Here is a 25,461-nt window from a genome sequence, read left to right as displayed (position 1 = left end):
GTCCGACCGGACCCGACCGGTCCCGGAGGGCGTCCGCCCCGGAAAACGGATCGACGAGTCCGGGACGAACGGCCGGCGGGTGTGGCCGCGCTCAGGGCAGCAGGTCGCGGACCACGGCGTCGGCGAGCAGCCGGCCCCGCAGGGTGAGTACCGCCCGACCGGCGGCGTACTCGGCCCCGGTGAGCAGCCCGGCGGCGAGGGCCCGCTCGGCACCGGCCCGACCGGCGGCGTCGAGCACCGCCAGCGGCAGCCCGGAGGCGAGCCGGAGCCGGAGCATCACGTCCTCCATGTGCGCCTCGTCGGCGGTGAGGATCTCCCGCGCGTGGCCGGGTGACGCCCCTGCGGCGAGCCGCGCCGCGTACGCGCTCGGGTGCTTGACGTTCCACCAGCGCACCCCGCCGACGTGGCTGTGCGCCCCCGGACCGAGGCCCCACCAGTCCCCGCCGGTCCAGTAGAGCAGGTTGTGGCGGCACCGGGCGTCCGGCGTCCGGGCCCAGTTGGAGACCTCGTACCAGGAGAAACCGGCCGCGTCGAGGGCGGCCTCCGCAGCCAGGTAGCGGTCCGCCGCGACGTCGTCGGAGGGGTACGCCAGCTCGCCCCGGCGCATCCGGGCGGCGAGCCGGGTGCCCTCCTCCACGATCAGGGCGTACGCGCTGACGTGGTCCACCCCGGCGGCGACCACCTGGTCGAGCGAGGCGGCGAAGTCCTCGGCCCGCTCCCCCGGCGTACCGTAGATCAGGTCGAGGTTGACGTGGTCGAACCCGGCGTCGCGGGCCTCGGCCGCGGCGGCGGTGGCCCGCCCGGCGGAGTGCTTCCGGTCGAGGACGGCGAGCACCCCCGGCGCCGCCGACTGCATGCCCAGCGAGATGCGGGTGTAACCGGCCGCCCGCAGCGTCTTCAGCGACTCCGGCGTCACCGACTCCGGGTTGGCCTCGGTGGTGACCTCGGCGTCGGCGGCCAACCCCCAGGCGCGGTCGATGCCGTCGAGGATCCGGGCCAGGTCGTCGGCGGGGAGCAGGGTCGGCGTACCGCCGCCGACGAAGACGGTGTCCACCCGGGGCGGCGGGGTGTCCCCGAGCACCCGGGCGGCCAGCCTCAGCTCGGCCAGGACGGTGTCGGCGTAGGTTTCCCGGCTCGCCCCGCCGCCGAGCTCGCCGGCGGTGTAGGTGTTGAAGTCGCAGTATCCGCAGCGACTGGCGCAGAAGGGCACGTGGACGTAGACGCCGAACCCGCGCGCGCCGACCGCGCGCCGGGCGGTCGGCGGGAGCGATCCGTCGGTCGGTACGGATTCGCCTTCTGGAAGGACGCCGGGCATGGCCACTAGTGTGCCCTCACATGACCTCTCCCGACGCACTCGTCCGGGTGTCGACGACCCGTGGGGTGACCACGCTCACCCTCGACAGTCCGCACAACCGCAACGCGCTCTCCACGCCCCTGATGACCGAGCTGCTCGACGGGCTCGCCACGGCGGTCGCCGACCCCTCGGTCCGGGTGGTGGTGCTCGACCACACCGGTCCGGTGTTCTGCTCCGGCGCGGACCTGAAGGAGACCGCTGCGGCGTACGCGAGCGGGAGCGTGCCCGCCGGGAAGCTCGGCGACGTGCTGGCGGCGGTCCGGGAGTGCCCGAAGCCGGTGGTGGCGCGGGTGGCCGGGCCGGCCCGGGCCGGCGGGCTGGGCCTGATCGCCGCGGCCGACCTGGCGGTCTGTGTGCAGGAGGCGACCTTCGCCTTCACCGAGGTGCGGCTCGGGGTGATCCCGGCGGTGATCTCGGCGACCGTCCTGCCCCGGCTGACCTCCCGCGCCGCGGCCGAGCTCTACCTGACCGGGGACACCTTCGACGGCCGGCGGGCCGCCGAGGTCGGTCTGGTCACCACGGCGGTGCCCGCCACCGAGCTGGACCCGACGGTGGCCCGGTGGTGCGCGGCCCTGGTCCGGGGCGCACCGGGCGCGCTGGCCGGTGCGAAGGAGCTGCTGCGCCGAACCTCCGAGACGGACCTGCGCCGCGAGCTTGCGCACCTGTCCGCCGTATCCACCGGCTACTTCCTCTCCGAGGAGGGCCGGGAGGGGGTGCTGGCCTTCCGGGAGAAGCGGCCGACCCGGTGGGTGGCCGCCCTCGACGCCGGGTAGGAGGAAGGGGCCCGGTGGGCGGGCGGCGACGCCCGCCGATCGGACACGGGGGGTGAACCTGGGACACCGACAACAGAACCGGTCGACGGAGCGGACCGGTGGCAAGCGGGACGTACGCTTGGCTGACTGTCGATCAGGGGGTGTGGGTGCGAACTCGGGCAATCGTGGCGACCAGCCTCGTCCTCGCCGTCATCGCCAGCATCGGGGTCTACCTCGTCGTCCGGGACGTGGGCGACAACCTACGGTTGCCGATCGCAGGGCGCAGCTGCACGGTCCGGGCCGACGGGCAGGTCCGGCTCAACGCCGAGCAGATGGCGCACGCGGCGACCATCGCGGCGATCGGCATCCAGCGGAACATGCCCGAGCGGGCCGTCGTGGTCGCGCTCGCCACCGCCTTCCAGGAGTCCGGGCTGGAGAACCTGGCCGGCGGCGACCGGGACTCGATCGGGCTGTTCCAGCAACGCCCCAGCCAGGGCTGGGGCACGCCGGAGCAGATCCGCGACCCGCGCTACGCCGCCAACAAGTTCTACGCCGGGCTCAAGAAGGTCCGCGGCTGGCAGGAGATGCGGGTCACCGACGCCGCCCAGGCGGTCCAGCGGTCGGCGTTCCCTGAGGCGTACCAGAAGTGGGCCGACGAGTCGGAGGTCCTCACCCGGGCGCTGCTCGGCGACGCCACCGCCGCGGTCGCCTGCACCGTGGGGCGCACGCCGGTGATACGGGGCGACGCCGCCGCGGCCGCGCTCACCCAGAGTCTCACCCTGGACTGGGGGCTGCCGGGGGCGACCAGCCTGGCCGGGCTGACCGGGCTGTCCGTGCCCGCCGCCGACCCCCGCGACGGCTGGCGGTACGCCCACTGGCTGGTGTCGCACGCCCACGACCACGGGGTCAAGCGGGTCCGTTTCGCCGACCTGGAGTGGACGGCAGACAAGGGCACCTGGTCCCGGGTGTCCGACCGGAAGGCGCACGACGCCCGGGTGGTCGCCGAGGTGTTCGCCGAGGCGTGACCTGCGTCTCTCTCCGTCACGACGCGCGGGTCCACCCGCACCACCGGCAGGTGGGGACGTCCACCGTCAGGCCAGCTCCCGGTGGTCGGGTGTCGGACGCCGACCATGGAGACGGCGCGTTACCATCGGCGATCTGTGCCAGAAATGGCGGATTCCCCATGGGGAGGGGTGACGGCGATGTTCGACTACGGTGGCCGGACCGGATACGAGCCAATCAGCGAGGTCGACCGCAAGGAGTTCCACGAGCAGGGCTTCCTCCTGCTGCGCAACGTCCTGACGGAGGACCACCGGGCCGCCCTGGAGGCCGCCGTGGACCGCGTCTACGCCGAGGAGAAGGCCAAGGGCACCACCACCAAGGACGGGACGCTGCACCTGCTGGGCTTCCTGGAGCGGGACGAGCTCTTCGGCGACCTGCTCACCCACCCGATCGCCTTCCCGTACATGTGGGGGCTGGCGGGATGGAACATCTACACCCACCACAACCACCTGGACGTGACCCCGCCGGCGCTGGAGCCGGAGAAGCCGTACTGGGGTTGGCACCAGGACGGGTACCGGCAGAACTCCGACCCGGAGACGATGGACCCGAACCTGCCCCGGCCGATGTTCTCGCTCAAGGTCGCCTACGTCCTCTCCGACCTGTCGGAGACCGGGCGGGGCGCGACCAAGGTCATCCCCGGCAGCCACCTGTGGAACTCGCTGCCCCGGCCGGACGACCTGACCGTGCACAACCCGGACCCGGAGGGCACGGTGGAGATCACCGCGAACCCGGGCGACGCCTTCATCTTCGACCGCCGCCAGTGGCACTCCCGGTCGACGAACCTGTCGAACATCACCCGCAAGATGCTCTTCGTCGGCTACACCTACCGGTGGATCCGCCCGCTGGACGAGCTGCACATCGACTCCGACGGCGAGTGGTGGGCCAACCGCACGCCGGTGCAGCGCCAGCTCTGCGGTGAGGGCACCCACACCGCGAACTACTGGGGCATCAACTGGAACGGGTACATCGACGACGAGATCCCGCTGCGCAAGGAGCTGAAGGAGCGCGGTCTGCTCGACCGCAGCGTCCCCTGGCTCCGCTGACCGCGCGGCCGCCGACCGTGCTGTGGTGACTTTGCACGGCCGACCGTGCTGTGGTGACTGCAGGGCCGCCGACCGTGCTGTGGTGACTGCAGGGCCGCCGACCGTGCTGTGGTGACTGCAGGGGCCCCTTGTTACCGCTTTTTGTGTAGCAGGGGACCCCTGCAGTCACCTCGGGCCGGCGACGCCCAGTCGACGGCGGGCCTTCTCCCGGATCGACTCGGGCAGGTCCGGCGCGTCGAGCAGCCGGGGCAGCAGTTCCGGCTCCCGGTGCAGTGCCCGGAACACCTCGCCGACGGTGACGCCGTGCGCCGGGCGTTCTCGCACCTCGACCGGGTCGTCGGCACCGACCTCGCCCTCCCGGAGCACCCGCAGGTACGCCCCGGGCGCCGCCCGCGCGCCGAACCGCTTGATCAGATCCGGTACGCCCCAGAACCCGGCGAACGTCCGGCAGGGCGTACGCGGCTTGGTGACCTGGAGCAACGCGGACCCGACCGCCCATTCTTCGCCGATCACCGCCCCGGTCACGTCCACCCCGAGGGTGCTGAGGTTTTCGCCGAAACGGCCCGGTGGCACGGCCCGATCCAGCTCCGCCGCCCACCACTCGGCGTCCTCCACGCCGTACGCGTACACCGCTTGGTCCGGGCCGCCGTGGACAGCCCGTTCGGCGATGAAGTCGCCGACCACCCCGTCGACCCGGACCGGTACCCGCCCGGCCGCCGGCCGCTTGTCGATGCCGCTGCGCCCGCTGGCGTCCCCGGCCCACTCCGCCTCGGTGATCACCGCGAGGTTCACCGAAACCAACCTCCCCGTCATGCCGGTCAGCCTACGACCAGACCGGGGGCGGCTGGCGAGTCGTTTCCGGCGGCGGAACCGCCGTGGCCGAGAATGCGCATGTGGCGATGTCCCGTACCGAAGGCAGTGGAGCGGCTCACCGACCGGCGGTGCCCGTCCGACGGCCCCGGCCCGCCGAGCCTGCCCTTGACTACTATCTGGTCCGCCCTCGACGACCGGACGGGCGGGAGGCGTCGCCCGAGGGCATCGTCGTCGAGGAGTTCCGGTTCGGCGCGGACCACTCGCTGGTCCGGGTGGACAGCGCCGCGTGGACGCCGGACGGGCCGGGCTGGTGGACGTCACCGACGCTCAGTCGGAGCATCCGGGCCGACCCGGAGCTGCGCGAACGGGTCGTCGGGGTGCCCCGCCACCGGGTCGAGGTCGTCTACCGTGAGCTCGGCGGCGTCACGCTTCCGGACGAGGCGACCCTGCGCGGTCACCTGCGCGCCGGGGATACCCGCCCGGCGTCAGCCCCGCTACTGCTGGACCGGGAGCGGCCCACCCCGGGTTTCCACAGCACCCGGGTCTACCGGGTGCTGTTCGCCAACGAGCTGGATCCGGACGATCTCGCCCAGTTGGCGGCGGAGTGGTCGATGACGGGTGCCGACCCGGCTCGGGCGGGTGGCGTTCTCGGCACCGCCCGCCGTCGGATCGGGGCCGACGTCTTCCGCTGGGACCTGCGCCGGATCGGCCTGGTCGGCGCGTACTGCCTGGATCTGACCGTCGACCTGGCGACCCGCCGGGACGACGGCGTACGACCGGTGCTGCGCGAGCTGACCACGGCGCTCCGCCTACGGGGGCTGATCCCGGTCACGGTCGAACGCTTCTCCTGAGCCCTTTCGGAGATGGCCCGGTCAAGGGCTGAGGTGGTTGCAGGGGTCCCCTGCTCCACAAAAAGCGGTAACAAGGGGCCCCTGCTACCAACCTCAGCCCTTGACCGCACCCGCCACCAGGCCGGAGACCATCCGACGCTGGACCAGCAGGAAGAAGATGATCACCGGCAGGGTGAAGATCGTGGAGGCGGCCATCACCGGGCCCCACGCCGTGTCGTCCCGGCCGAAGAAGAACGTCATCGCCACCGGGAGCGTGTACCGGTCCTGGTCGTTGATGAAGGTCAACGCGAAGATCAGTTCGTTCCAGGCGGTGATGAAGGAGAAGATGCTGGTCGCCACCAGACCGGGTGCGACCAGCGGGAAGAGGACCTTGCGGAAGATCTGCGCCCGGCTGGCCCCGTCGATCGCGGCCGCCTCCTCCAGTTCCTTGGGCACGGCCGCCACGAAGCCCCGCAGCATCCAGACCGCGAACGGCAACGAGAAGCCGAGGTAGGTGAGGATCAGGCTGGGCAGCGTGTTGTAGAGCCCCAGCCGCTGGATCATCAGGAACAGCGGGATGACCAGCGCCTCCAGCGGGATCATCTGCACCACCAGCAGCATGATCAGGAAGCTGGTCCGCAGCTTGAACCGGAACCGGGCCACCGCGGTGGCGGCGAGCAGCGCCACCAGACCGCTGAGCAGCACGGTCGCCCCGGCCACCAGCACGCTGTTCAGGAGGAAGTCAGCGAAGCTGACGCCGGGGATCAGGTTGCCGGTGAGGATGCTCTTGTAGTGGGCGAGCGTCGGCTCGGTCGGCACCGGTCGCGGCGTCGAGGAGAAGATCTCCCGGTTCGGCTTCAGCGACGTCGCGATCATCCAGTAGACGGGGAACGCGGCGAAGAGCGCCACCAGCAGCCCGGCGCCGTTGAGGGCGATCCGCTTCACGAGCGTGCCGCGCATCACTCCTCCTCCTGCTTGAGCACCATACGGACGTAGAGGCCGGTCACCACGAGCAGGATCAGGGTGAGGATCACCGCGATGGCCGCGCCCAGGCCGTACTTCGGCGGTGGCGAGAACGCCTCCGCGTACGAGTAAATGGAGAGCATGAACGTCGGCCGGTCCTGGGTGCCGCCGGCCAGCACGAACTGCTGGGTGAAGACCTTGAAGTCCCAGATGGTGGAGAGCACGATCAGGATGCCGAAGACCGGCCGCAGCAGCGGGAAGGTGACCTTCCAGAAGACCCGCCACGGTCCGGCCCCGTCCACCCGGGCGGCCTCGTGCAGCTCGCTGGGTACGCTCTTCAGCCCGGCGAGCACGCTGACCGCGATGAACGGGAACGAGTGCCAGACCACCACCAGGGTGAGGATGGTGAAGAAGAGCAGCGGCGAGTTGAACCAGCCGTAGCCGGTCCAGTCGGTGCGGCCGAAGAGCGCCTGGGACAGCCCGTCCGGCAACGCGTTGAACAGCCACGTGACCAGACCGCTGGTGTCGTCGAAGATCCACTTCCAGACGATGGTGCCGGTCAGCGCCGGGGTGGCCCAGGCGAGCATCACGCAGCTGCCGACGAAGGTCGCCATCCGCTTGCCCAGCCGGTTGAGCAGGAGCCCGACCAGGGTGCCCAGGATCATCGTCAGCGCCACGTTGGCCACCGCGAAGAGCACGGTGTTGCGCAGCACCGTCCGGAAGAACGGATCACTGAGGATCTGGACGTAGTTCTCCAGTCCGATCCACGGCCATTCCCGGTCGCCACGTAGCTGGCGGACGTTGTTCAGCTTGTGGAACGACATCCACACCACTTGGCCGAGCGGCCAGAGCAGCAGCACGGCGATGATCGCCAGGCAGGGCAGGAGCAGCAGGTACGGCAGGCGGTCCACCCGGGGCCGCCGCCGCGCGGGGGTCTCCCGCGCGGCGGCGGCCTTCGGTGTGTCGGTCAGCGTGCTCACTTGGCGTTGAGGATGCTTTCCATCTCGGCCGCCGCTTCGGCGGTGGCCTGTTCCACCGTCTTCTGGCCCTTGATCACCGAGCTGTTCATCGCCTGGGTCACCGTCTTGGTCCGGCTGACCTCCACCCACTTGGGGGTGAGCGGCGTGAGCTTGGTGTTCTGGAGCGTGATGGCGAACGCCGCCATCACCTTGTCGTTGGCGTACCCACCGCCGGTCACCAGGTCCTGGTAGACCGGGAAGAAGCCCAGGCTGTCGGCGAAGGTCTTGGAGTTCTTCTTGTTCAGCAGCACGGTGAGGTAGTCCCAGGCGAGGTCCTTGCGCTCACTGTCCTCCCAGACCGCCAGGTCCGAGCCACCGGCGAAGGCCGGAGCCGGCTTGCCGTCCGGGCCGGGGATGGGGAAGGTGCCCCAGACCTTCTCGATCTCGGGGTTGTCCTTCTTGATGGCGCCCTGCTGCCAGCTGCCGCCGAACGCCATCGCCGCCTTGCCGGTGGCGAACTGGGTCCGGGCGTCGATCTCGTTCCAGCCTGCGGCGGCCGGCGGGGCCACCTTGTGCACGGTCACCATGTCGGTCCAGAACTTGACCGCCTTCTGGGCCTCCGGGGTGTTGTAGCCGGACTTCCAGGTGTCGCCCTGCTTGGTGGCGATCTCCGCCCCGGTACTCCAGAGGAACGAGTAGAAAGGCAGCTCGGAGTTGCCCGGCAGGGCGATGCCGTAGGTGTCGGGCTTCTTGGCCTGGACCGCCTTGGCGGCGGCGACGAGCTGGTCCCAGGTCGTCGGCGGCTGGACGCCGGCCTCGGCGAACCAGTCGGTGCGGTAGTACATCGCCCGCACGCCCGCGTACCACGGCAAGCCGTACTGCTTGCCGTTGAGCTGCGCGTTGCGCACCAGGTCGGGCAGGATGTCCTTGCCGTCGGCCCAGCCGTCCATCCGGCCGCTGAGGTCGGCCAGCGCCTCCTGCGCGGCCCAGCCCTGCGTCTCGGTGTTGCCCAGCTCGGTGATGTCCGGTCCTTCGCCACCGGCGAGCGCGGCCTGGAACTTCTTCGGCGCCTCGAGCCACGGGATGTACTGGACCACCACGTCGGTGTCGGGGTGCTTCTTCTTGAACTCGGCCTCGACGCCGTCGAGGAAGGCGGTCTGTGCCTCGCTTCCCTCGCCCATCATCCAGACCGTCAACGTGCTGTTGTCGACTGACTCGGCCTCGCCGGAGCCACCGCAGCCGGCGATCACCATCGCGGCCGAGGCCACGACGGCGGTGACCGGGGCCAGCCGTTTCCACCTGTTCACGCCACTTCTCCCTCGCGCCGTCTGGCACAAACCTTCTCCGCCGCACCATAGTCGGTAAAATTCCTTTACGACAGGGGTGGCCGAGCAGCGAACGTACAACAGACGGAAGGGGCGCCCGGCCGATGGCCGGGCGCCCCTTCGCGGGTGCTCGTGTGGGGGGTTACCGGTGCGTGACGTGGCGACGACGACCGGCACCGGCGACCAGCGCGACGCCGATGGCGGCGAAGGCGACCTGGAACAGCAGCTCGAACCAGTCGACGCCGCGGGTGTCCGCGACCCCGGTGGCCCGCGCCACGATCGTGCCCAGCAGCGCGGCACCGACACCGATCAGCATGTGCAGCCAGATCGGCATGTTCTGCCGGCCCGGGACGACCAGACGGCCGAGCGCGCCGACGATGAGACCAACGATGAGCGCAGTGATGATTCCCCAGACGGTGAGCTCCACGGTCGCCCTCCTCCAATGTGTTGTCACGAGGTGTGTCGTTCCTGTCGTGACCGCTAAGTTCCCGGGGCGCCGAAATCTCAAACCGGCACAACCGGACATCCGGCACCGAGGCCCGACCGGGGGCAACCTGAGAACTACCTGAGAGCGCGACAAAGCCGCAGGTCAGGAAGGGGCCGGGCCGCCCTTTCCCGCGCCGGGCGCGTACCGGAAAATTCCTTCCGGTACGCGGGACGCAGGGCCGGGCGGCCCGCAGAGCGCTCCGCGCGGGTCGATTCGATCCGCAGCTTCGATACGGAGAGTGATCGTCCGGGGTTACTTCTTCCCCGCGCCCTTGCCGTCACCACCGCTGTCGGAGGAGAGAGCGGCGATGAAGGCCTCCTGGGGCACCTCCACCCGGCCGACCATCTTCATCCGCTTCTTGCCCTCCTTCTGCTTCTCCAGCAGCTTGCGCTTCCGGCTGATGTCACCGCCGTAGCACTTGGCGAGCACGTCCTTGCGGATCGCCCGGATGGTCTCCCGGGCGATGACCCGGCTGCCGATGGCCGCCTGGATCGGCACCTCGAACTGCTGGCGCGGGATGAGGGTGCGCAGCTTCGCGGCGATCGTGGTGCCGTAGTTGTACGCCTTGTCCTTGTGCACGATCGCGCTGAACGCGTCGACCGGCTCGCCGTGCAGGAGGATGTCCACCTTGACCAGTTCGGACGACTGCTCGCCGGAGGGCTCGTAGTCGAGCGAGGCGTACCCCTTCGTCCGGCTCTTGAGCTGGTCGAAGAAGTCGAAGATGATCTCCGCGAGGGGCAGCGTGTAGCGCAGCTCCACCCGGTCGGCGGAGAGGTAGTCCATGCCGAGCAGGCTGCCGCGCCGGCCCTGGCACAGCTCCATCACCGCGCCGACGTAGTCGTTCGGGGTGAGCACGGTGGCCCGCACCGTCGGCTCGTACACCTCGGCGATCTTGCTGGTGGGGTACTCGCTCGGGTTGGTGACCACCACCTCCTCGCCGTCCTCCTGGATGGTCCGGTAGACCACGTTCGGGGCGGTGGAGATCAGGTCGAGGTTGAACTCCCGTTCCAGCCGCTCCCGGATGATCTCCAGGTGCAGCAGGCCGAGGAAGCCGCAGCGGAAGCCGAATCCGAGCGCACCCGAGGTCTCCGGCTCGTACGTCAGCGCGGCGTCGTTGAGCTTGAGCTTGTCCAGCGCGTCCCGCAGGTTCGGGTAGTCCGACCCGTCGATCGGGTAGAGACCCGAGTAGACCATCGGCTTCGGGTCCTTGTAGCCGCCGAGCGCCTGGGACGCCGGCCGGGAGTTGATGGTGACCGTGTCACCCACCCGGGACTGGCGGACGTCCTTCACGCCGGTGATCAGGTAGCCCACCTCGCCGACGCCGAGCGCGTCGGCCTTCTTCATCTCTGGGGAGATGACGCCGATCTCCAGCAACTCGTGGACCGCGCCGGTGGACATCATCTTGATCCGGTCGCGGGCGCTGATCCGCCCGTCGATCACCCGGACGTAGGTGACCACGCCCCGGTAGACGTCGTACACGGAGTCGAAGATCATCGCGCGGGCCGGGGACTCGGCCTCGCCCACCGGCGGCGTGAACTGCCGGACGATCTCGTCCAGCAGGTACGGCACGCCCACGCCGGTCTTGCCGGAGACCCGGATGCAGTCCTCCGGCTGGCAGCCGATCAGGTGGGCCAGCTCCTCGGCGTACTTCTCCGGCTGGGCGGCCGGCAGGTCGATCTTGTTGAGCACCGGGATGACGTGCAGGTCGTTCTCGAGCGCGAGGTAGAGGTTCGCCAGGGTCTGCGCCTCGATGCCCTGCGCGGCGTCGACCAGCAGCACCGCGCCCTCGCAGGCCGCGAGGGACCGGGACACCTCGTAGGTGAAGTCGACGTGCCCGGGGGTGTCGATCATGTTCAGGACGGCGTGCTCGCCCGTGCGCTCGCCCTCCCGAACGGTCCACGGCATCCGGACCGCCTGGCTCTTGATGGTGATGCCGCGCTCCCGCTCGATGTCCATCCGGTCGAGGTACTGCGCGCGCATCTGCCGGGGATCCACCACCTCGGTGAGCTGGAGCATCCGGTCGGCCAGGGTCGACTTCCCGTGGTCGATGTGGGCGATGATGCAGAAGTTCCTGATGCGCCCCGGGTCGGTGGCACCAGGAGCGTTCGCGCCGGAGTCGAGCATCGGTGGCACAGCGGTCCGTTCTGGTCGGCGTGACGTGAGCAGGCCGGCGTGACGCCGGCCCCCTCTATGCTCCCACGTCTTCCCGGACGCGGTCGGAGCGCTCCTCCACGCCCTCCCCCTCACGTGGTAGCAGGGGTCCCCTGCTACCACGTGGTGATGAGCAGGGGTCCCCTGCTACCACCTCAGCGGGCCGCCGGCCAGGCGTACGGACGGGCGGGGTGGTCACTCGGCGGGCGGTTCGGTGAAGAGGGCCGCCAGCCGGGGCAGCCGGCGGTGGGCCTCTTCCTCGTCGTCGAAGTCCCAGAAGTCGTTCAGGTCGGGCGGGGCGACCGGGTCCCGGTCCGTCGGCAGGTCCGCCGCGGTGGCCTTCCGGTACGCCTCCCAGGGCACCGCCAGCATGTCATCGCACTCGAACTCCTCGCCGCTGAGCGCGGCGGAGCGCACCCGGGGCAGTTCGGCCAGCGAGTCCGGGTCGGCGACCGCCCGGGCGAACACCGCCCGGCCCTGGGTCATCAGCCAACCCCGGAAGTACTCGAACCCGTCGTCCGAGGCGCCGCCGTTGATCAGGTACGCCGCGCCCCAGAGGTCGACCCGGTACGAGGCGGCCAGCACCCGCCGCTGGTGGTGCGCGTACCCGACGTTCTCCTCCGGGTCCCGCTCGGCGAGCAGGGCGACCGCGGGGGCGGCGACCGCCTCGGGCTCCCCGCCGGCACCCTCCCGGGCCCGGTCGATCAGCTGCCAGAAGTCGTCGGTCCTCATGGGGTGGCAGTCTGACAGAGCCGTGCCGTCACCGGCGGGGCACCGGGAACAGCTCGGCGAGCCGGTCGGTGAGCCAGGCCAGCGGTACGACCACGGTCGGTGCGCGTGGAGTACGACACGGTCGCGCGGCACCATGGACGTCATGCGCGCCGTCTCGCTGCCCCCGGTGTCGTACGCGGCCACCGCCGAGCGTCCGTCCTGGGCGGAACTGCCGGCCGGGCTGCGCGGGGCGGTGGCCGCGCGGCTCGGAGCACCGGTGCGGTCGGTACGGGTCGCCTCGGCTGGCTTCACCCGGGGCTTCGCCGGGGTGCTGGAGACCGCCGACGGCGGGCGGGTCTTCGTCAAGGCGGCGTCGGCGGCCGACCAGCCCCACCTGGTCGGCTGGTACGGCCGTGAGACCGCCATCCTCGACCGGCTCCCCGCCGGGCTGCCGGTCCCCCGGCCCCGGTGGACGCTGGAGGCGGCCGGCTGGTTCGCGGTGGGGCTGACCGCGGTGGACGGGCGGGTGCCGCAGCTGCCGTGGACCGCCGCCGACCTCACCGCCACGCTCGCCGGGTACGCCGAGGTCGCCGCCGCGCTCGCCGACCGCCCGGCCGACCTCGTCGCGGTGGGCCTGCCCCGCCTGGCCGACCTGGCTCGCGACGACCTCGCCTGGTGGCGTGAGGTGGCCGCCGGGCGGGAACCCCGGCCGACCCCCGGTGGCTGGGAGGAGGTCCTGCCCGAACTGGTCCGGCTGGAGTCTCTGCTGCCCGGGTACGCGCTGACCGGTGGGCTGGCCCACGGCGACCTGCGCCTGGACAACGTGCTGATCGACCACTCCGGCCGGGCGTGGTTCTGCGACTGGACCTGGCTCTGCCAGGGACCGGCCTGGTTCGACCTGGCCGGACTGCTGCTCACCGCGTACGGCAGCGGCCTCGACGCGGACGCCCTCTTCGCTGACCATCCGGCGGCGGCCGGGGCGGCGCCCGACGCGCTGGACGCGGCTCTGGCGGCCCTGTCCGGCTACTACCTCACCGGCGCCACCGCGGCTCCGGGCACCGCCTCGCCGCAGGTCCGCGCGCACCGACTGTTCAGTGGTGGCCTCGCCCTCGACTGGCTGGCCGACCGGCACGGCTGGCCCCGGACGGGCCGACCCGGACGGTGAGCGCACACCCGGTCTGAGAAGGTCGACGGCGGCTGGCCCCGGACGGTGTGTCCGCACCCGCCCCCGGGTGTCGACGCACGGGCGGCGACCCCGGACCGGGTCGGGGCGACGCCGGGAGCGACGCCCGTTTTGGCTCGTCCCGAGGGACCTGGTAACCTGGCTCTTCGCGCAGCGATGACGCATGCTCGTCGCGCGCGAAGCAGACCGAAATCCGAGCTATCAAGACGAGGCTGTCGCGTGGCGAACATCAAGTCCCAGATCAAGCGCAACCGGCAGAACGAGAAGCGCCGGCTGCGTAACAAGTCGGTCAAGTCGTCGCTGAAGACCGCCGTCCGCAAGTTCCACGAGGCTGTCGCCGCCGGCGACACCGAGAAGGCCGCCGTGCTCATGCGCGACGCGTCGCGCAAGCTGGACAAGGCCGCCAGCAAGGGTGTGATTCACGCCAACCAGGCCGCGAACCGCAAGTCCGCGATCGCCAAGCGCGTGCAGTCCCTCTCCGCCTGATCGAGCGAGTTCGATCCGGCGAGCGTCGATCTGACCGGGAACCCCCCGGGCCGCACCTGGCCCCGGGGGGTTCCGGCTTTTCCGGGTACGCCCGCACCGATCGACCTGCCCGTGCAGGTCACCGGTGCCGGCGTGTGCCCGGCGACCGTGGGGACCCGCCGACCGGGGCGACGGGTGTGCCCGCTCAGCGGCGGGTCTGGCGGCGGTTCGGCTCCGCTGGCCGGTGATCGGAGCCGACCGCCCGCCGTTCCGGATCGGTGTTCCCCCGACCGGCGTCGTCACGGGTACGCGGCCGACCGGGACGGGCCTGCGGGGCCGACACCACCTCCCCGGGAATCCAGGAGGCCCGGCCGGTCACCGGGTCGACAGGGTGCCCGACCGGGGTGGTGTCCCGACGGCGTGCCGCGCGGGCCGGCACCGGCGCCCGCCCCACCGCGGGTTCCATCTGCCGCCGGAAGCGGTCCCGCTCCTGCTCGGGGACGAGAGAGGCGCTGCGGACCACCGAGGCCGCCACGATGTCGTTCAGTTTGACCATCACCGCCACCGCGGCCGGCAGTAGCAGCACCGCCCACCAGCTGGTCAGCTCGGCGAGGGCGAGCAGAGCGGCCAGCGCCACCGTGCCCTCGAAGAAGAGGAAGCAGAGCACTCCACCGGGGTTGACGAACCGCAGTCCGAGGATCCGCGCGTAGAGCGGACGGTAGCGTTCCTCGTCCGCCGCGAGGGTCGCCCATCCGGTACGCGTCGGCCCGGTCACCGGGTACTGCCCTGCCGGGCCGCCACGACCGAGAAGACCGCTCGCTCCAGCGCGTACGCCCGGTCGTCCGCACCGCCCTTGACCGCCGCGTTGCACTCGGCGGCCACCTGCATCGCGCGTACCAGCCCCTCCGGCGTCCAGCCCCGGGCCTGCCGCTGTGCCCGTTCGATCTTCCAGCCGGGCATGCCGAGGCTGCTCGCGAGCTGGTAGGGACTGCCTCGGCCGGCGGACGCGACCCGGGCCACCGTCCGCACCCCGTCGGCGAGCGCGTCGGCGATCGGGACCGGGTCGACCCCGACGTGCAGGGCCCAGCGCAGGGCTTCCAGCGCGGCGGGCACGTCACCGACCATCGCGGCGTCGGCCACGGTGAAGCCGCTCACCTCGGCCCGACCCCGGTAGTAGCGGGACACCGTGTCGACACCGATCCGCCCGTCGGTGTCGGCCATGAGCTGAGAGCAGGCCGCCGCCAGCTCCCGCAGGTCGTTGCCGACCGCGGCGAGCAGCGCGTGGGCGGCGTCGTCGGTGCACCTGCCCCCGGCGCGCCGGATCTCGTCGCGGACGAAGGCCACCCGTTCCCGGTCGCCCTTCAGCTTCACCGCGGGGACGACCGTGGCCCCCGCTGCCCGCAGGCCGTCGGCGAAGGCCTTGCCCTTGGCCCCGCCCGCGTGCAGCACGACCAGGCAGACCTCCGGGTCCGGGTCCTTCGCGTACGCCAGCAGCGCGGCCACCAGGTCCTTGCGGGCGTCCTGCCCGGCACGGAGGATCAGCACCCGCCGCCCGCCGAAGAGCGACGGGCTGAGCATCTCGGCGATCTCGCCGACGGTGAGGGTGCCGGCCTGGTACTCCCGGACGTCCACGCCGGGGTCGACGGCGCGGGTCTCGGCGACGGCCTGGGAAACGGCGCGCGTGGCGAGCAACTCCTCGTCACCGAGGACGAGCAGAATGGGAGCGAGGCTGGCGGGGGTCACGCCGCCCATATTCGCACGCTCCGGAAGCACATCGTGCCTGCTCGCCACTGCCGCGACGGCGGAGCCCGCACTCAGTGCAAATCCAGACATATAACTCGATCCGCCTCTTTGTTGGTCAATACCGCCGGGCTGTGGAACCGACCGGAGCAGAGAGCAGCGAACCCGGTCGTCCCCGACACCGGTCGGCTCTACGGTCGGCGGCCCGGTGCCTCCCCCCGCGCCACCACCGCCAGGCGTCCGTCCACCGTCACCACCGCCAGGTCCCCCTCGGTGTCGGTCCGCAGCACCCGGGCACCGGCGCGGGCCAGCCTCGACAACACGGCCGGATTCGGATGCCCGTAGTCGTTGCCGGTGCCGACCGGCACCAACGCCACCGCCGGACGGGTCGCGTCGAGAAAGGCCGGATCCTGGTACGCGGATCCGTGATGGGCCACCTTGAGCACGTCGACCCGGAGCGTTCCGGGCGGTACCCGGTCCAGTACCGCCCGCTGCTCCTCGGTCTCGGCGTCCCCGGCGAGCAGGATCCGCACCCCGTCCACCCGGGCGAGCAGCACCACGGAGTTGTTGTTCGGGTCGGATCGGGTGCCCCGGATCGGGTAGGGCGGACCGAGCAGGCTCAGCTCCACCCGGCCGTCGCGGAACGTCCACCCGTCACCGACCGGTGCCACCGGAGCCCCACCCACCATCGCCGCCGACCGGACCAGTTCCCGCCCGGCCGCCGGCTCCGGCCACTGTGGGGTGGCCACCGCCGCCACCCGGCGTGACCGGAACACCCCGTCGACACCGGCCGTGTGGTCGGCGTGGAAGTGACTGACCACGAGCAGCGACACGTGTCGTACGCCGAGCCGGCGCAGACAACCGTCGGCGGCGGCCGGGTCGGGGCCGGCGTCCACCACCACGGCCCGATCCGCCGCGACCGGGAGCACGACCAGGTCACCCTGGCCGACCGCGCACACCGCCACCACCCAGCCCGCCGGTGGCCACCCGCTCGCCACCAGACGGACCGGCAACGCCCCCAGCACGGCGGCGACCCCCACCACGGCGACCGACCGCCGGACCACCGGCCGCCGGACGGCCACCAGCAACGCGACGGTCAGCGCCGCCAGCAGCAGCCCACCGGCGACCCCGCCCGGCCAGGGCAGCGTGCCCGCCGGCAGCCGTGCACCGTACCGGGCGACGCTGACCAGCCACCATGCCGGCCAGCTCGCCAGCCAGGCGACGAACTCGGCCGCCGCCGGCCAGACCGGGGAGAGCAGCGCGGCCATCACCCCCAGCACCGTGGCGGGCGCGATCGCCGGCACCGCGAGCAGATTCGCCGGAACAGCCACCAGGCTGACCGTGCCGGAGATCCCGGCGACCACCGGCCCACAGGCGAGCTGGGCGGCGGCCGGCACGGCGAGCGCCTCGGCCAGGCCGACCGGCACGCCACGCTGGCGCAGCCCGTCACGCCACCGTGGGGCGAGCAGCAGCAGGCCGGTGGTGGCGAGGACGGAGAGGGCGAACCCCGGGTCGCCGGCCAGCTCCGGGTCGACGAGCACCAGCACGGCCACCGCAGCGGCCAGGGCGGGCAGCGCGGCCCGGGGCCGTCCTGCCGCGAGCGCGGCCAGCCCGATCGCGCCCATGGTGGCCGCCCGGACCACGCTCGGGGACGGGCGGACCAGGATGACGAAGCCGACCAGGGCGAGCCCGCAGAGCACGACCGCCAGCCGGGGACCGGCCCGCGCCCAGCGGGCGACCAGCAGCACCGCGCCCAGCACGATCGCGACGTTGGAGCCGGAGACGGCGTTCAGGTGGGTCATCCCGGTGGCCTCGAAGTCCTCCTCCACCGCCGACGGCAGCCGACTGGTGTCGCCGACCACCAGGCCGGGGAGCAGCCCACCCGGATCGTCCGGCAGCGGGACACAGGCCCGTTGCAGACCGGCGCGGAGGGCGCCGGCCGCCCGCTGCGCCCAGCCGGGTCCGCCGCGCGGGACCGGCGGGCCGGTGGCGCTGAGCACCGCTCCGGTCAGGTCCCCGCCGCGCGGCGCGGCGAGCCGCCCCTCGGCGGTCAGCCGCTGACCGGGCAGGAGCGGGCGCCAGGTCGCGTCGGTGGCGAGCACCAGGACGCGGACCGGGGCGTCGACCCGCCGTCCGTCCGGGCCGGTCACGGTGACCAGGTCGGCCGGGACCAGCAGCATGGCCGGACGGCCGGCCACGCCCCGGACGGGACGCGGATCGTCCCGGACCACCAGCTCGGCGGCGACCGGGGCACGGGTCTGGGTCAGCGCACGGATCACGGCCGCGTCCCGGGCCGTCAACCGGGCGCTGGTCGCCGCGCCACCGCAGACCACGCCGAGCAGCACGGCGACGGCGACCCATCCGTACCGCCGAACGGGTTCACGCGGTCGCCCAAGCCACCCGAGCAGGTGGGCGGCGAGCGTGCCGGCGAGGGCGGCGGCGACGGCCGCCAGCAGCGCGCCGGCCGGAGCGGAGAGGTGCAGTCCGGCGAGGGCGGTCAGCCAGGTCGCGACAGCGAGCCCGGCCAGCCGCAGGTCGGGGGGTGGGTCGTGCTGCTCCCCCGCCCTGGCTGCCGACACCCGACCGGTCACACCGTCACCAGGTCCTTGAGCTGCTCGTAGCGGGCGTCCCCGATGCCCTCGACCTGGCGCAGGTCCCCGACCGACCGGAAGCCACCCTGCCGGTCGCGGTGGTCGACGATCCGCTGGGCGAGCACCGGGCCGACTCCGGGCAGCGTGTCGAGCTGCGCCACGGTGGCCGTGTTCAGGTTGACCTTCGCCCCCGGCACCGCCGGTCCCGCCGGGCCGGGCGCCGCTCCTGCCGTGGGCGGGCCGGCACCCGGCGGCGGGGTGACCCCGACGACGATCAGCTCGCCGTCGGTGACCTTGCGGGCCGGGTTGAGCAGGGCGACGTCCACGCCGGGCTGCGCGCCGCCGGCCGCCTCGATCGCGTCGGCGACCCGGGCACCGGCGGGCAGCCGGACCAGACCGGGGCGACGGACCCGGCCGGCGACCGCCACGACCAGCTCGATCCCGCCGCTGCCCGATGACGGCTCCGGGGCGGCCCCGACGGGCGGCGCGGCTGACGCCGACGGCACCGCCACCGGCTCCACCTGCGGCCGGGACCGCCAGGCCCAGAAGCCCGCCCCGAGCACTACCAGGGCCGCGACCACGGCGAGCGCCCGGACGCCCCGCCGGCCCGGGTCGAAGGCCCCCGGACCGGGCAGCGGCGACCGGGCCACCTCGGCCTCGACCGGCGCGGCGTCGGACACGGAGACGTCGGGTGGCGTCGGGCGGGACGGTCGCACCGCACCCGGTCGGTCCGGCGGTCCACCGGCGTCTCCCGGTGGCCCGCCGGCATCGCCCGGGGACGGGCGGGCCCGTTCCGGGAGTGAGCCGGCCCGGCGGGACGGGGCGGCGAACGGCTCGGCGGGCCAGCCGGTACGCACGGGTAGCAGCTGTCGCAACCGTCGGCCCGCTTCGGTCTCCTGGTCGTCGGACACGGCGCGACGGTAGGCCTGCGGAGCCGGGGGCGTCGCCCGGAACCGGGTCACCTGTGGACAGGCGACCGTCCTGTGGACAACGCCCTGATCATGCCCCCGATGTGCTAGCCGTCGCGCACGGCGGCCCGGACCACCGGCCCGGGCCCGGCAGCCGGGCCCCGTTCCGGCTCGTCCGCCGACGGCCACCGGTCACGGTGACGACTCCCGGGCTCGCCGGTGCACCACCACCGACGCCAGCCCCGGTCCGGCGTGGGCGGCGACCACCGCGCCCGCCTCGGTGAGGTACGTGTCGTGCAGGCGGTCGCCGAGCCGGACGCGTAACGCGTCCAGCAACTGTTCGGCCCGTCGCGGGGCGGCCAGGTGGTGCACGGCCAGGTCCACCTGGTCGTCACCGGCCGCCTCGGCGGCGAGATCCACCAGGCGGGCCACCCCCCGGCTGGCGGTACGGACCTTCTCCCGCAACACGATCGCCCCGTCGACCATGTGCATGATCGGCTTGACCGAGAGCGCCGTACCGAGCAACGCCTCGGCGGCGTTGATCCGCCCACCCCGCCGCAGGAACTCCAGCGTGTCGACATAGAAGAGGACACAAGTGCGGTCCACCGCCGCCAGCGCCGCGTCGCGTACCCCGGCGAGGTCGGCGCCCCGGGCGGCGGCCCCGGCGGCGGCGAGCACCGGGAACCCGATGCCCATCCCGGCCGAGCGGCTGTCCACGACGGCGACCCGGCCGTCGAGGTCGGCGGCGGCGGCACGGGCACCCTCGACGGTGCCGGACAGCTCGGCGGACAGGTGCACGGAGACCACCCCGTCGGCACCTTCGGCGAGCAGCCGACGATACGTACGGCCGAACTGCTCGGGGGCGGGCCGGGAGGTGCTCACCGACACCCGGCGCCCGCCGAGCGCCCGGGTGGCGTCGTCGGGGCGGGTCTCGATCCCCTCCAGGCCCTCGGCGCCGTTGAGCACGACGGTCAGGGGCACGACGGTCAGCCGGTGCGCACGCACCAGCTCGGGTGGCAGGTAGGCGGTGGAGTCGGTGACGACCGCGAGGGGCATGCCCGCACGCTAGTCGAAGTCGGGGCAGGTCGCCGACTCCCGGCGGCCGGACCGGGGACGGCCCGACCGACGGGACGAGTCAGACCGCCTCGGTGGCCGGAGCGCCCGCCCCGGGGCCGCCGATCCCGGCGGGTACCTCGGCGGTCAGCACTCCGACGTTGTGGGCCCGCAGCTGCCAGCCCCGGACCTCGTCGTGCCGCAGCTCCGTCCAGTGGCAGTTCGCCAGGGAGGTGACGGTGGCCAGCACGCGGTGGTCCCAGCCGAGCAGCTGACCGCAGCCCTGGCGGGCCCCGCCGCCGTGGGTGGCGACCACCACGGTGCCACCGGGCACGGCGTCCGCCGCGGCCTGGAATCCGGCGCCGACCCGCTTGCCGAGGTCGTCGAGGCTCTCCACCCCGGCACCCGGGTCGGGGTCACCGGCCCGCCAGCGGGTGTACTCGGCGGGGAACCGCTCGGTCACCTCGTCGAGCAGCAGGCCCTGCCACTGCCCGAAGTACCGTTCCCGCAGTCGCGGGTCGGTGCGGACCGGTAGCCCGGTGAGCGCGGCCAGCGCGGCGGCGGTGTCCGCGGCCCGGCTCAGATCGCTGGCGACGATGGCGTCCGGGCGGAGGGCGGCGAGCAACGGCGCGGCGGCCAGTGCCTGCTCACGACCCCGCTCGTTGAGCGGCACGTCGGTCTGCCCCTGCACCCGCCGGTCGTTGTTCCAGTCGGTGTTGCCGTGTCGCCAGACGATCAGCCGGGTCATTCGGCGGTGGCCGCGGAACCGGCGGTGGCGTCGGCCTCGACCAGGTCCCGGTCGACGAACGGGATGGTCGGGCAGTCCTTCCAGAGCCGGTCGAGGGCGTAGAACTCGCGCTCCTCGGTGTGCTGGACGTGGACCACGATGTCGACGTAGTCGAGCAGCACCCAGCGTCCGCCCCGCTCGCCCTCCCGCCGGACCGGTTTCGCCTTCTCCGGCAGCTCCAGCAGCCGCTCCTCGATCGCGTCCACGATGGCGAGCACCTGACGCTCGTTCGGGGCGGAGGCGACCAGGAAGGCATCGGTGATGGCGAGCTGGTCGCCCACGTCGATGATGACGATGTCCTGCGCCTTCTTGTCGGCTGCGGCCTGGGCGGCCGCGGTCGCCAGCTCGTGGGCGCGGTCGGAAACTGTCACCGTTCTCCTTCGATCAACCGTGCGATTCTCCTAGCGTCTCACACGCGGCGGGAGAGTGACGCGTCAGTTCTGGTCGACTACCGGGCATGTCGGGATGAAGCAGACGCCGGCCGCTCCCGGTAGAGCCCCCGTTTGGCGATGTACTGCACCACACCGTCCGGAACCAGGTACCAGACCGGCTCGCCACGGGCGACCCGGGCCCGGCAGTCGGTCGACGAGATCGCCATCGCCGGCACCTGCACCAGGCTCACCGTGTCGGCGGGCACGTGCGCGTCGGAGAGTTCGAAGCCCGGCCGGGTCACCCCGATGAAGTGGGCCAGCTCGAAGATCTCGTCCAGATCCTTCCAGGAGAGGATCCGCTCCAGCGCGTCCGCCCCGGTGATGAAGTAGAGCTGCACCTTCGGGCCGTACTCGGCGTGCAGGTCGCGCAGCGTGTCGACGGTGTAGGTGGGGCCACCCCGGTCGATGTCGACCCGGCTGACCTGGAAACGCGGGTTGGAGGCGGTGGCGACCACCGTCATCAGGTAGCGGTCCTCGGCCGGGCTGACCGGCTCGTCGGCCTTCTGCCACGGCTGCCCGGTGGGAACGAAGACCACCTCGTCCAGCCCGAACCGGTCAGCGACCTCGCTGGCCGCCACGAGGTGGCCGTGGTGGATCGGGTCGAAGGTGCCACCCATGATCCCGATCCGCCGGATGTCTTCCTCCATCCGGAGATCGTATGCCCGGCGGGAGGCGGTCGACCTGCCCTGCTCCACGGCTGCGGCAGCGGTCACAGCGACCGCCGTCGCTCAGCCCAGGTCGTCGCCGACCAGCAGGGACCGGACGTCGCAGCCGACCGCCACGTCGAAGGCGATCCGGCCGAGCCGGCGCGCCGAGCGAGTCGGCGGCCACCCCGGACACCGGTACGTCCGTCGGTCCGCCGGCCGCCAGCGCGGCATGCGGGGTGGGCGCGCCGACCGGCCCCACCCCGACCACCCGGGCCACGGCGGCGTCCACGTCGACGCGGGTGACGGCGGTGTCCCTGCCGTCGGCGGTACCGGCGGTGGTCACGCCGCCACCGCGCGGGCGGTCCGGGCGACCAGGGCCCGCCGCAGGTCGTCGTCGGCGTCGGTGACCACCCGGCGCAGACCGGGGGTGAGGTCCTCCCGGGCCAGCAGCGCCGCGGCCAGCTCCCGGGTCGAGGCTGCCACGGCGTACCGGGGGTAGGCCAGCTTCGCGACCTGCTCGGCCACCCACGCGGTACGCAGCGTCGCCGCCGCCGGCATCTCGGCGAAGTACCGCGCCACGTACGGCCCGGTCACCTCGGCCTGTTCGGGCTGCCAGAAGCCCCCGGCAGCCGCCTCGACCAGCCGGTTCGACAGTCCGGTGTCCCGGGTGACGATCTCCCAGGCCCGGCGCTTGGCGTCCGGGTCGGGCAGCGCCGCCCGGCACCGGGCCGCCTCCACCGCGCCGGTCGCGCTCGGATCGGCGGTCGCCTCGGCGGCGATCTCCGCCTCGCCTGCCGCACCGAGCACCACCAGCCGGCGCAGCAGCGACCAGCGCAGGTCGGCGTCGACGGTCAGCCCTTCGGGCACCCCGGTCCCGGCCAGCCAGCCGCCGAGCAGCGCGGTGTCGGTGCCGGCCGCGATCAGCCCCTGGGCCGCGGCCAGCTGGAGCGACCCGCCGGCCGGCGCGGCGGCCAGCAGTCGTCGGCAGGCTCCGGCCACCTCGGCCAGCGCCGCGTCCCGCGCCCCCGGTTCGAGGTAGCGGTCGATCAGCGGGCGGCTCAGGGCGAGCACGTCCTCGGCGATGATCACCTCGGTCTCGGCGGGGAGCGCCACCGCGATCAGCGCCACCACGTCGGTCACCGGCCGCTCCCCGTCGGTCGCCGCGTGCAGCGCCTCGCCCCAGAGCAGCGCGCGCGCCAGCGGGTCGGCCAGGCCCGGCAGCACCAGCGGTACGGCGTCCACCGAGGCCGGGTCGAGGCGTACCTTGGCGAAGGTCAGGTCACCGTCGTTGGGCAGCAGCAGCCGGGCCGCCGGCCGACCGGCCAGCTCGGGTAGGACGGTACGGCCGCCGTCGGTGGCCGGGTCGAGGTCGACCTCCCGTCGCTCCACCGTCCCGTCGACCGAGTAGAGCCCGACCGCGATCCGGTGCGGACGCAGCACCGGGTGGGTCTCCGGGGCGGTCTGCGAGATGGCCACCTCGGTGTACCGGCCGTCGGCGTCCAGGCCCACCTCGGCCCGCAGGGTGTTCACCTGCGGCCGGCGCAGCCAGCGCTCCGCCCAGCCGCCGAGGTCCCGCCCACTGGCGGCGCTCAGGCTGGCCAGCAGGTCGGCGAGGGTGGCGTTGCCGAACCGGTGCGCGGCGAAGTGCGCGTTCAGGCCGGCGAGGAACGCCTCGTCGCCCAGCCAGGCGACGAGCTGCCGCAGCACGCTGGCGCCCTTGGCGTACGAGATGCCGTCGAAGTTGAGCAGGCCCTCGGCGGCGTCGGTGACCTCCTCGGGGGCGACCGGGTGGGTCGAGGGGCGCTGGTCGGCGGCGTACCCCCAGGCCTTGCGCCGCAGCGCGAAGGTCGTCCACGCCTGGTCGAAGCGGGTGGCCTCGGCGGTCACCCGGACACCGAGGTACTCGGCGAAGGACTCGTTCAGCCACAGGTCGTCCCACCAGCGCATGGTGACCAGGTCACCGAACCACATGTGCGCCATCTCGTGGGCGATCGTGGTGGCGCGCAGCTCGCGCTGCGAGTCGGTCACCGCCGACCGGAAGACGTAGTCGTCGCGGATGGTGACCAGGCCCGGGTTCTCCATGGCACCGGCGTTGAACTCCGGCACGAACGCCTGGTCGTACTTCTCGAACGGGTAGCGCTCGGCGAAGAGCTGGTGGAAACGGTCGAGGCACTGCCGGGTGACGGTGAAGATCTCCTCGACGTCGGCGTCGAGGTGCGCGGCGAGGGAACGCCGGCAGTACAGGCCGAGCGGGATGCCGTCGTGCTCGGTCCGCCGGACGTGGTACGGCCCGGCGATCAGGCTGAAGAAGTAGGTGGCCAGCGGCGCGGTCGGGGCGAACTCCCAGCGTCCGGGGCGGGGCGTGGCGGCGAGCGTCCCGTTGGCGGCGACCGTCCACTCCGGTGGGGCGGTGACCGAGAGGGTCACCGGCGCCTTCAGGTCGGGCTGGTCGAAGGCGGCGAAGATGCGCTGCACGTCGTCCAGGAAGGACATCGCGTAGAGGTAGGTCTCGCCGTCGACCGGGTCGACGAACCGGTGCATGCCCTCACCGGTGTTCGAGTACGCCATCTCCGCCTCGACGGTCAGCGTGTTCACCGCGGCCAGCCCGGTCAGCGGCAGGCGGTCGTCGACCAGCAGACCCGGGTCGAGGGCCCGGTCGTTGAGGCGGACCCCGACCAGCTGGGCGGGTTTGACCTCGACGAAGGTTCCCGCTCCGGGGGTGGCCCGGAAGGTGATGGTGACGTGTGAGTGGAAGCGGTCACCGTCGCCGGTCAGGTCAAGGTCCACCTGATAGGACTCGACGGTAATCGACGCGCCACGCGCAGTCGCCTCTACACGGCTCAGGCTCGGCATCCGCTTATCCTGCCCGATGAGGGAACCGACAGCGTTCCCATTACTCCCGGCACTGGAGGAAGCAACAATGGGTCAGCACCCCAAGGGCGATTTCGACCTGTCGCGGGCCGTCTGGCAGCGCGCCGAGGGGGACACCTCCGACAGCGCGGTCGAGGTCGCCTTCGTCGACGACCTGATCGGCATGCGCAACTCGGCCGAGCCGGACGGCCCGGTCCTGGTCTTCACCCAGGCCGAGTGGGACGCCTTCGTCGCCGGCGCGCAGGACGGCGAGTTCGACCTGGACTGAGACCTGCCCCCGCGACCGGGCGCTCGACGGCGGGCGACGTGGAATCCGACGGGACCCCACGTCGGCC

General features: G+C 72.8%; 24 protein-coding genes. 7 read left to right on the top strand and 17 right to left on the bottom strand.

What is annotated here, in order from left to right:
* Positions 1-91 precede the first annotated feature (91 nt).
* Entirely contained in the window at positions 92-1,315 is a 1,224-nt protein-coding gene (gene hemW, locus GA0074694_RS16090; protein WP_091463302.1) for a radical SAM family heme chaperone HemW, read from the bottom strand.
* Positions 1,316-1,335: 20 nt separating this feature from the next.
* Here hemW and GA0074694_RS16085 point away from each other — a divergent pair, with 20 nt between their 5' ends.
* The 3 genes from GA0074694_RS16085 (at position 1,336) to GA0074694_RS16075 (ending at position 4,211) form a co-directional block, all read left to right on the top strand.
* Positions 1,336-2,127: an enoyl-CoA hydratase-related protein gene (locus GA0074694_RS16085; protein WP_091459481.1), complete on the top strand. Its 792-nt coding sequence runs from the start codon at positions 1,336-1,338 to the stop codon at positions 2,125-2,127.
* 140 nt (positions 2,128-2,267) lie between these two features.
* A complete protein-coding gene (locus GA0074694_RS16080) occupies positions 2,268-3,131 on the top strand; it encodes a hypothetical protein (RefSeq protein ID WP_091459480.1) in 864 nt (287 codons plus the stop codon).
* 177 nt (positions 3,132-3,308) lie between these two features.
* The gene (locus GA0074694_RS16075) at positions 3,309-4,211 is read left to right on the top strand and encodes a phytanoyl-CoA dioxygenase family protein (protein ID WP_091463301.1); all 903 of its coding nucleotides are present in this window, start codon (positions 3,309-3,311) and stop codon (positions 4,209-4,211) included.
* 165 nt (positions 4,212-4,376) lie between these two features.
* Here the strand turns inward: GA0074694_RS16075 and GA0074694_RS16070 are convergent, their stop codons facing one another.
* Positions 4,377-5,024, bottom strand: a complete 648-nt coding sequence (locus GA0074694_RS16070) for an MOSC domain-containing protein (RefSeq protein WP_091459479.1) — start codon at positions 5,022-5,024, stop codon at positions 4,377-4,379.
* A 62-nt stretch (positions 5,025-5,086) separates the two neighbouring features.
* Here GA0074694_RS16070 and GA0074694_RS16065 point away from each other — a divergent pair, with 62 nt between their 5' ends.
* Positions 5,087-5,875: a hypothetical protein gene (locus GA0074694_RS16065; RefSeq protein ID WP_176737950.1), complete on the top strand. Its 789-nt coding sequence runs from the start codon at positions 5,087-5,089 to the stop codon at positions 5,873-5,875.
* Positions 5,876-5,968: 93 nt separating this feature from the next.
* On the opposite strand, the gene GA0074694_RS16060 is transcribed toward GA0074694_RS16065, so the two are convergent.
* From GA0074694_RS16060 to GA0074694_RS16035, 6 genes are all read right to left on the bottom strand, one after another.
* Complete coding sequence (locus tag GA0074694_RS16060) at positions 5,969-6,814, bottom strand: carbohydrate ABC transporter permease (RefSeq protein WP_091459477.1); 846 nt, start codon at positions 6,812-6,814, stop codon at positions 5,969-5,971.
* Positions 6,814-7,797 (bottom strand): carbohydrate ABC transporter permease, encoded by a 984-nt coding sequence (locus GA0074694_RS16055; protein ID WP_091459476.1) that lies wholly within the window; start codon positions 7,795-7,797, stop codon positions 6,814-6,816. Before GA0074694_RS16055 ends, GA0074694_RS16060 begins: the two co-directional genes overlap by 1 nt.
* The gene (locus GA0074694_RS16050; RefSeq protein ID WP_091459475.1) at positions 7,794-9,083 is read right to left on the bottom strand and encodes a sugar ABC transporter substrate-binding protein; all 1,290 of its coding nucleotides are present in this window, start codon (positions 9,081-9,083) and stop codon (positions 7,794-7,796) included. Before GA0074694_RS16050 ends, GA0074694_RS16055 begins: the two co-directional genes overlap by 4 nt.
* A 160-nt stretch (positions 9,084-9,243) precedes the next feature.
* A complete protein-coding gene (locus GA0074694_RS16045) occupies positions 9,244-9,528 on the bottom strand; it encodes a GlsB/YeaQ/YmgE family stress response membrane protein (RefSeq protein WP_091459474.1) in 285 nt (94 codons plus the stop codon).
* 312 nt (positions 9,529-9,840) lie between these two features.
* Positions 9,841-11,721, bottom strand: a complete 1,881-nt coding sequence (lepA, locus tag GA0074694_RS16040) for a translation elongation factor 4 (RefSeq protein ID WP_091459473.1) — start codon at positions 11,719-11,721, stop codon at positions 9,841-9,843.
* 213 nt (positions 11,722-11,934) lie between these two features.
* Positions 11,935-12,471, bottom strand: a complete 537-nt coding sequence (locus GA0074694_RS16035; protein WP_091459472.1) for a DUF4240 domain-containing protein — start codon at positions 12,469-12,471, stop codon at positions 11,935-11,937.
* Positions 12,472-12,613: 142 nt separating this feature from the next.
* Here GA0074694_RS16035 and GA0074694_RS16030 point away from each other — a divergent pair, with 142 nt between their 5' ends.
* Together GA0074694_RS16030 and rpsT are read left to right on the top strand one after the other, a co-directional pair.
* Positions 12,614-13,615: a phosphotransferase gene (locus GA0074694_RS16030; RefSeq protein WP_091463300.1), complete on the top strand. Its 1,002-nt coding sequence runs from the start codon at positions 12,614-12,616 to the stop codon at positions 13,613-13,615.
* Positions 13,616-13,852: 237 nt separating this feature from the next.
* Complete coding sequence (rpsT, locus tag GA0074694_RS16025) at positions 13,853-14,119, top strand: 30S ribosomal protein S20 (protein WP_091459471.1); 267 nt, start codon at positions 13,853-13,855, stop codon at positions 14,117-14,119.
* A gap of 184 nt (positions 14,120-14,303) precedes the next feature.
* Here rpsT and GA0074694_RS34230 read toward each other — a convergent pair whose 3' ends face one another.
* The 9 genes from GA0074694_RS34230 to pepN all read right to left on the bottom strand — a co-directional run bounded on the left by GA0074694_RS34230 (position 14,304) and on the right by pepN (position 25,108).
* Complete coding sequence (locus GA0074694_RS34230; RefSeq protein WP_425413621.1) at positions 14,304-14,873, bottom strand: hypothetical protein; 570 nt, start codon at positions 14,871-14,873, stop codon at positions 14,304-14,306.
* Positions 14,870-15,850: a DNA polymerase III subunit delta gene (gene holA / locus GA0074694_RS16015; protein ID WP_091459470.1), complete on the bottom strand. Its 981-nt coding sequence runs from the start codon at positions 15,848-15,850 to the stop codon at positions 14,870-14,872. The genes GA0074694_RS34230 and holA overlap by 4 nt, the downstream gene beginning before the upstream one ends.
* A gap of 179 nt (positions 15,851-16,029) precedes the next feature.
* Positions 16,030-18,417 (bottom strand): ComEC/Rec2 family competence protein, encoded by a 2,388-nt coding sequence (locus GA0074694_RS16010; protein ID WP_245714767.1) that lies wholly within the window; start codon positions 18,415-18,417, stop codon positions 16,030-16,032.
* Positions 18,418-18,425: 8 nt separating this feature from the next.
* Positions 18,426-19,340: a helix-hairpin-helix domain-containing protein gene (locus GA0074694_RS16005; RefSeq protein ID WP_245714766.1), complete on the bottom strand. Its 915-nt coding sequence runs from the start codon at positions 19,338-19,340 to the stop codon at positions 18,426-18,428.
* Positions 19,341-19,529: 189 nt separating this feature from the next.
* Positions 19,530-20,393: a DegV family protein gene (locus GA0074694_RS16000; RefSeq protein ID WP_091459468.1), complete on the bottom strand. Its 864-nt coding sequence runs from the start codon at positions 20,391-20,393 to the stop codon at positions 19,530-19,532.
* 79 nt (positions 20,394-20,472) lie between these two features.
* The gene (locus GA0074694_RS15995; RefSeq protein WP_091459467.1) at positions 20,473-21,138 is read right to left on the bottom strand and encodes a histidine phosphatase family protein; all 666 of its coding nucleotides are present in this window, start codon (positions 21,136-21,138) and stop codon (positions 20,473-20,475) included.
* Entirely contained in the window at positions 21,135-21,548 is a 414-nt protein-coding gene (gene rsfS, locus GA0074694_RS15990; RefSeq protein WP_091459466.1) for a ribosome silencing factor, read from the bottom strand. The genes GA0074694_RS15995 and rsfS overlap by 4 nt, the downstream gene beginning before the upstream one ends.
* Positions 21,549-21,625: 77 nt before the next feature.
* A complete protein-coding gene (nadD, locus tag GA0074694_RS15985) occupies positions 21,626-22,255 on the bottom strand; it encodes a nicotinate-nucleotide adenylyltransferase (protein WP_091463298.1) in 630 nt (209 codons plus the stop codon).
* Between the two features lie 339 nt (positions 22,256-22,594).
* Entirely contained in the window at positions 22,595-25,108 is a 2,514-nt protein-coding gene (gene pepN / locus GA0074694_RS15980) for an aminopeptidase N (protein ID WP_091459465.1), read from the bottom strand.
* A 67-nt stretch (positions 25,109-25,175) separates the two neighbouring features.
* On the opposite strand from pepN, the gene GA0074694_RS15975 reads away from it, so the two are divergent.
* Entirely contained in the window at positions 25,176-25,394 is a 219-nt protein-coding gene (locus GA0074694_RS15975) for a DUF397 domain-containing protein (protein ID WP_067312494.1), read from the top strand.
* The last annotated feature ends 67 nt before the right edge of the window (positions 25,395-25,461 follow it).

The organism is Micromonospora inyonensis (assembly GCF_900091415.1).
Lineage (GTDB): Bacteria > Actinomycetota > Actinomycetes > Mycobacteriales > Micromonosporaceae > Micromonospora > Micromonospora inyonensis.
The sequence above is the reverse complement of the archived record's forward strand: the minus strand, read 5'-3'. Positions and strand labels throughout refer to the sequence as shown.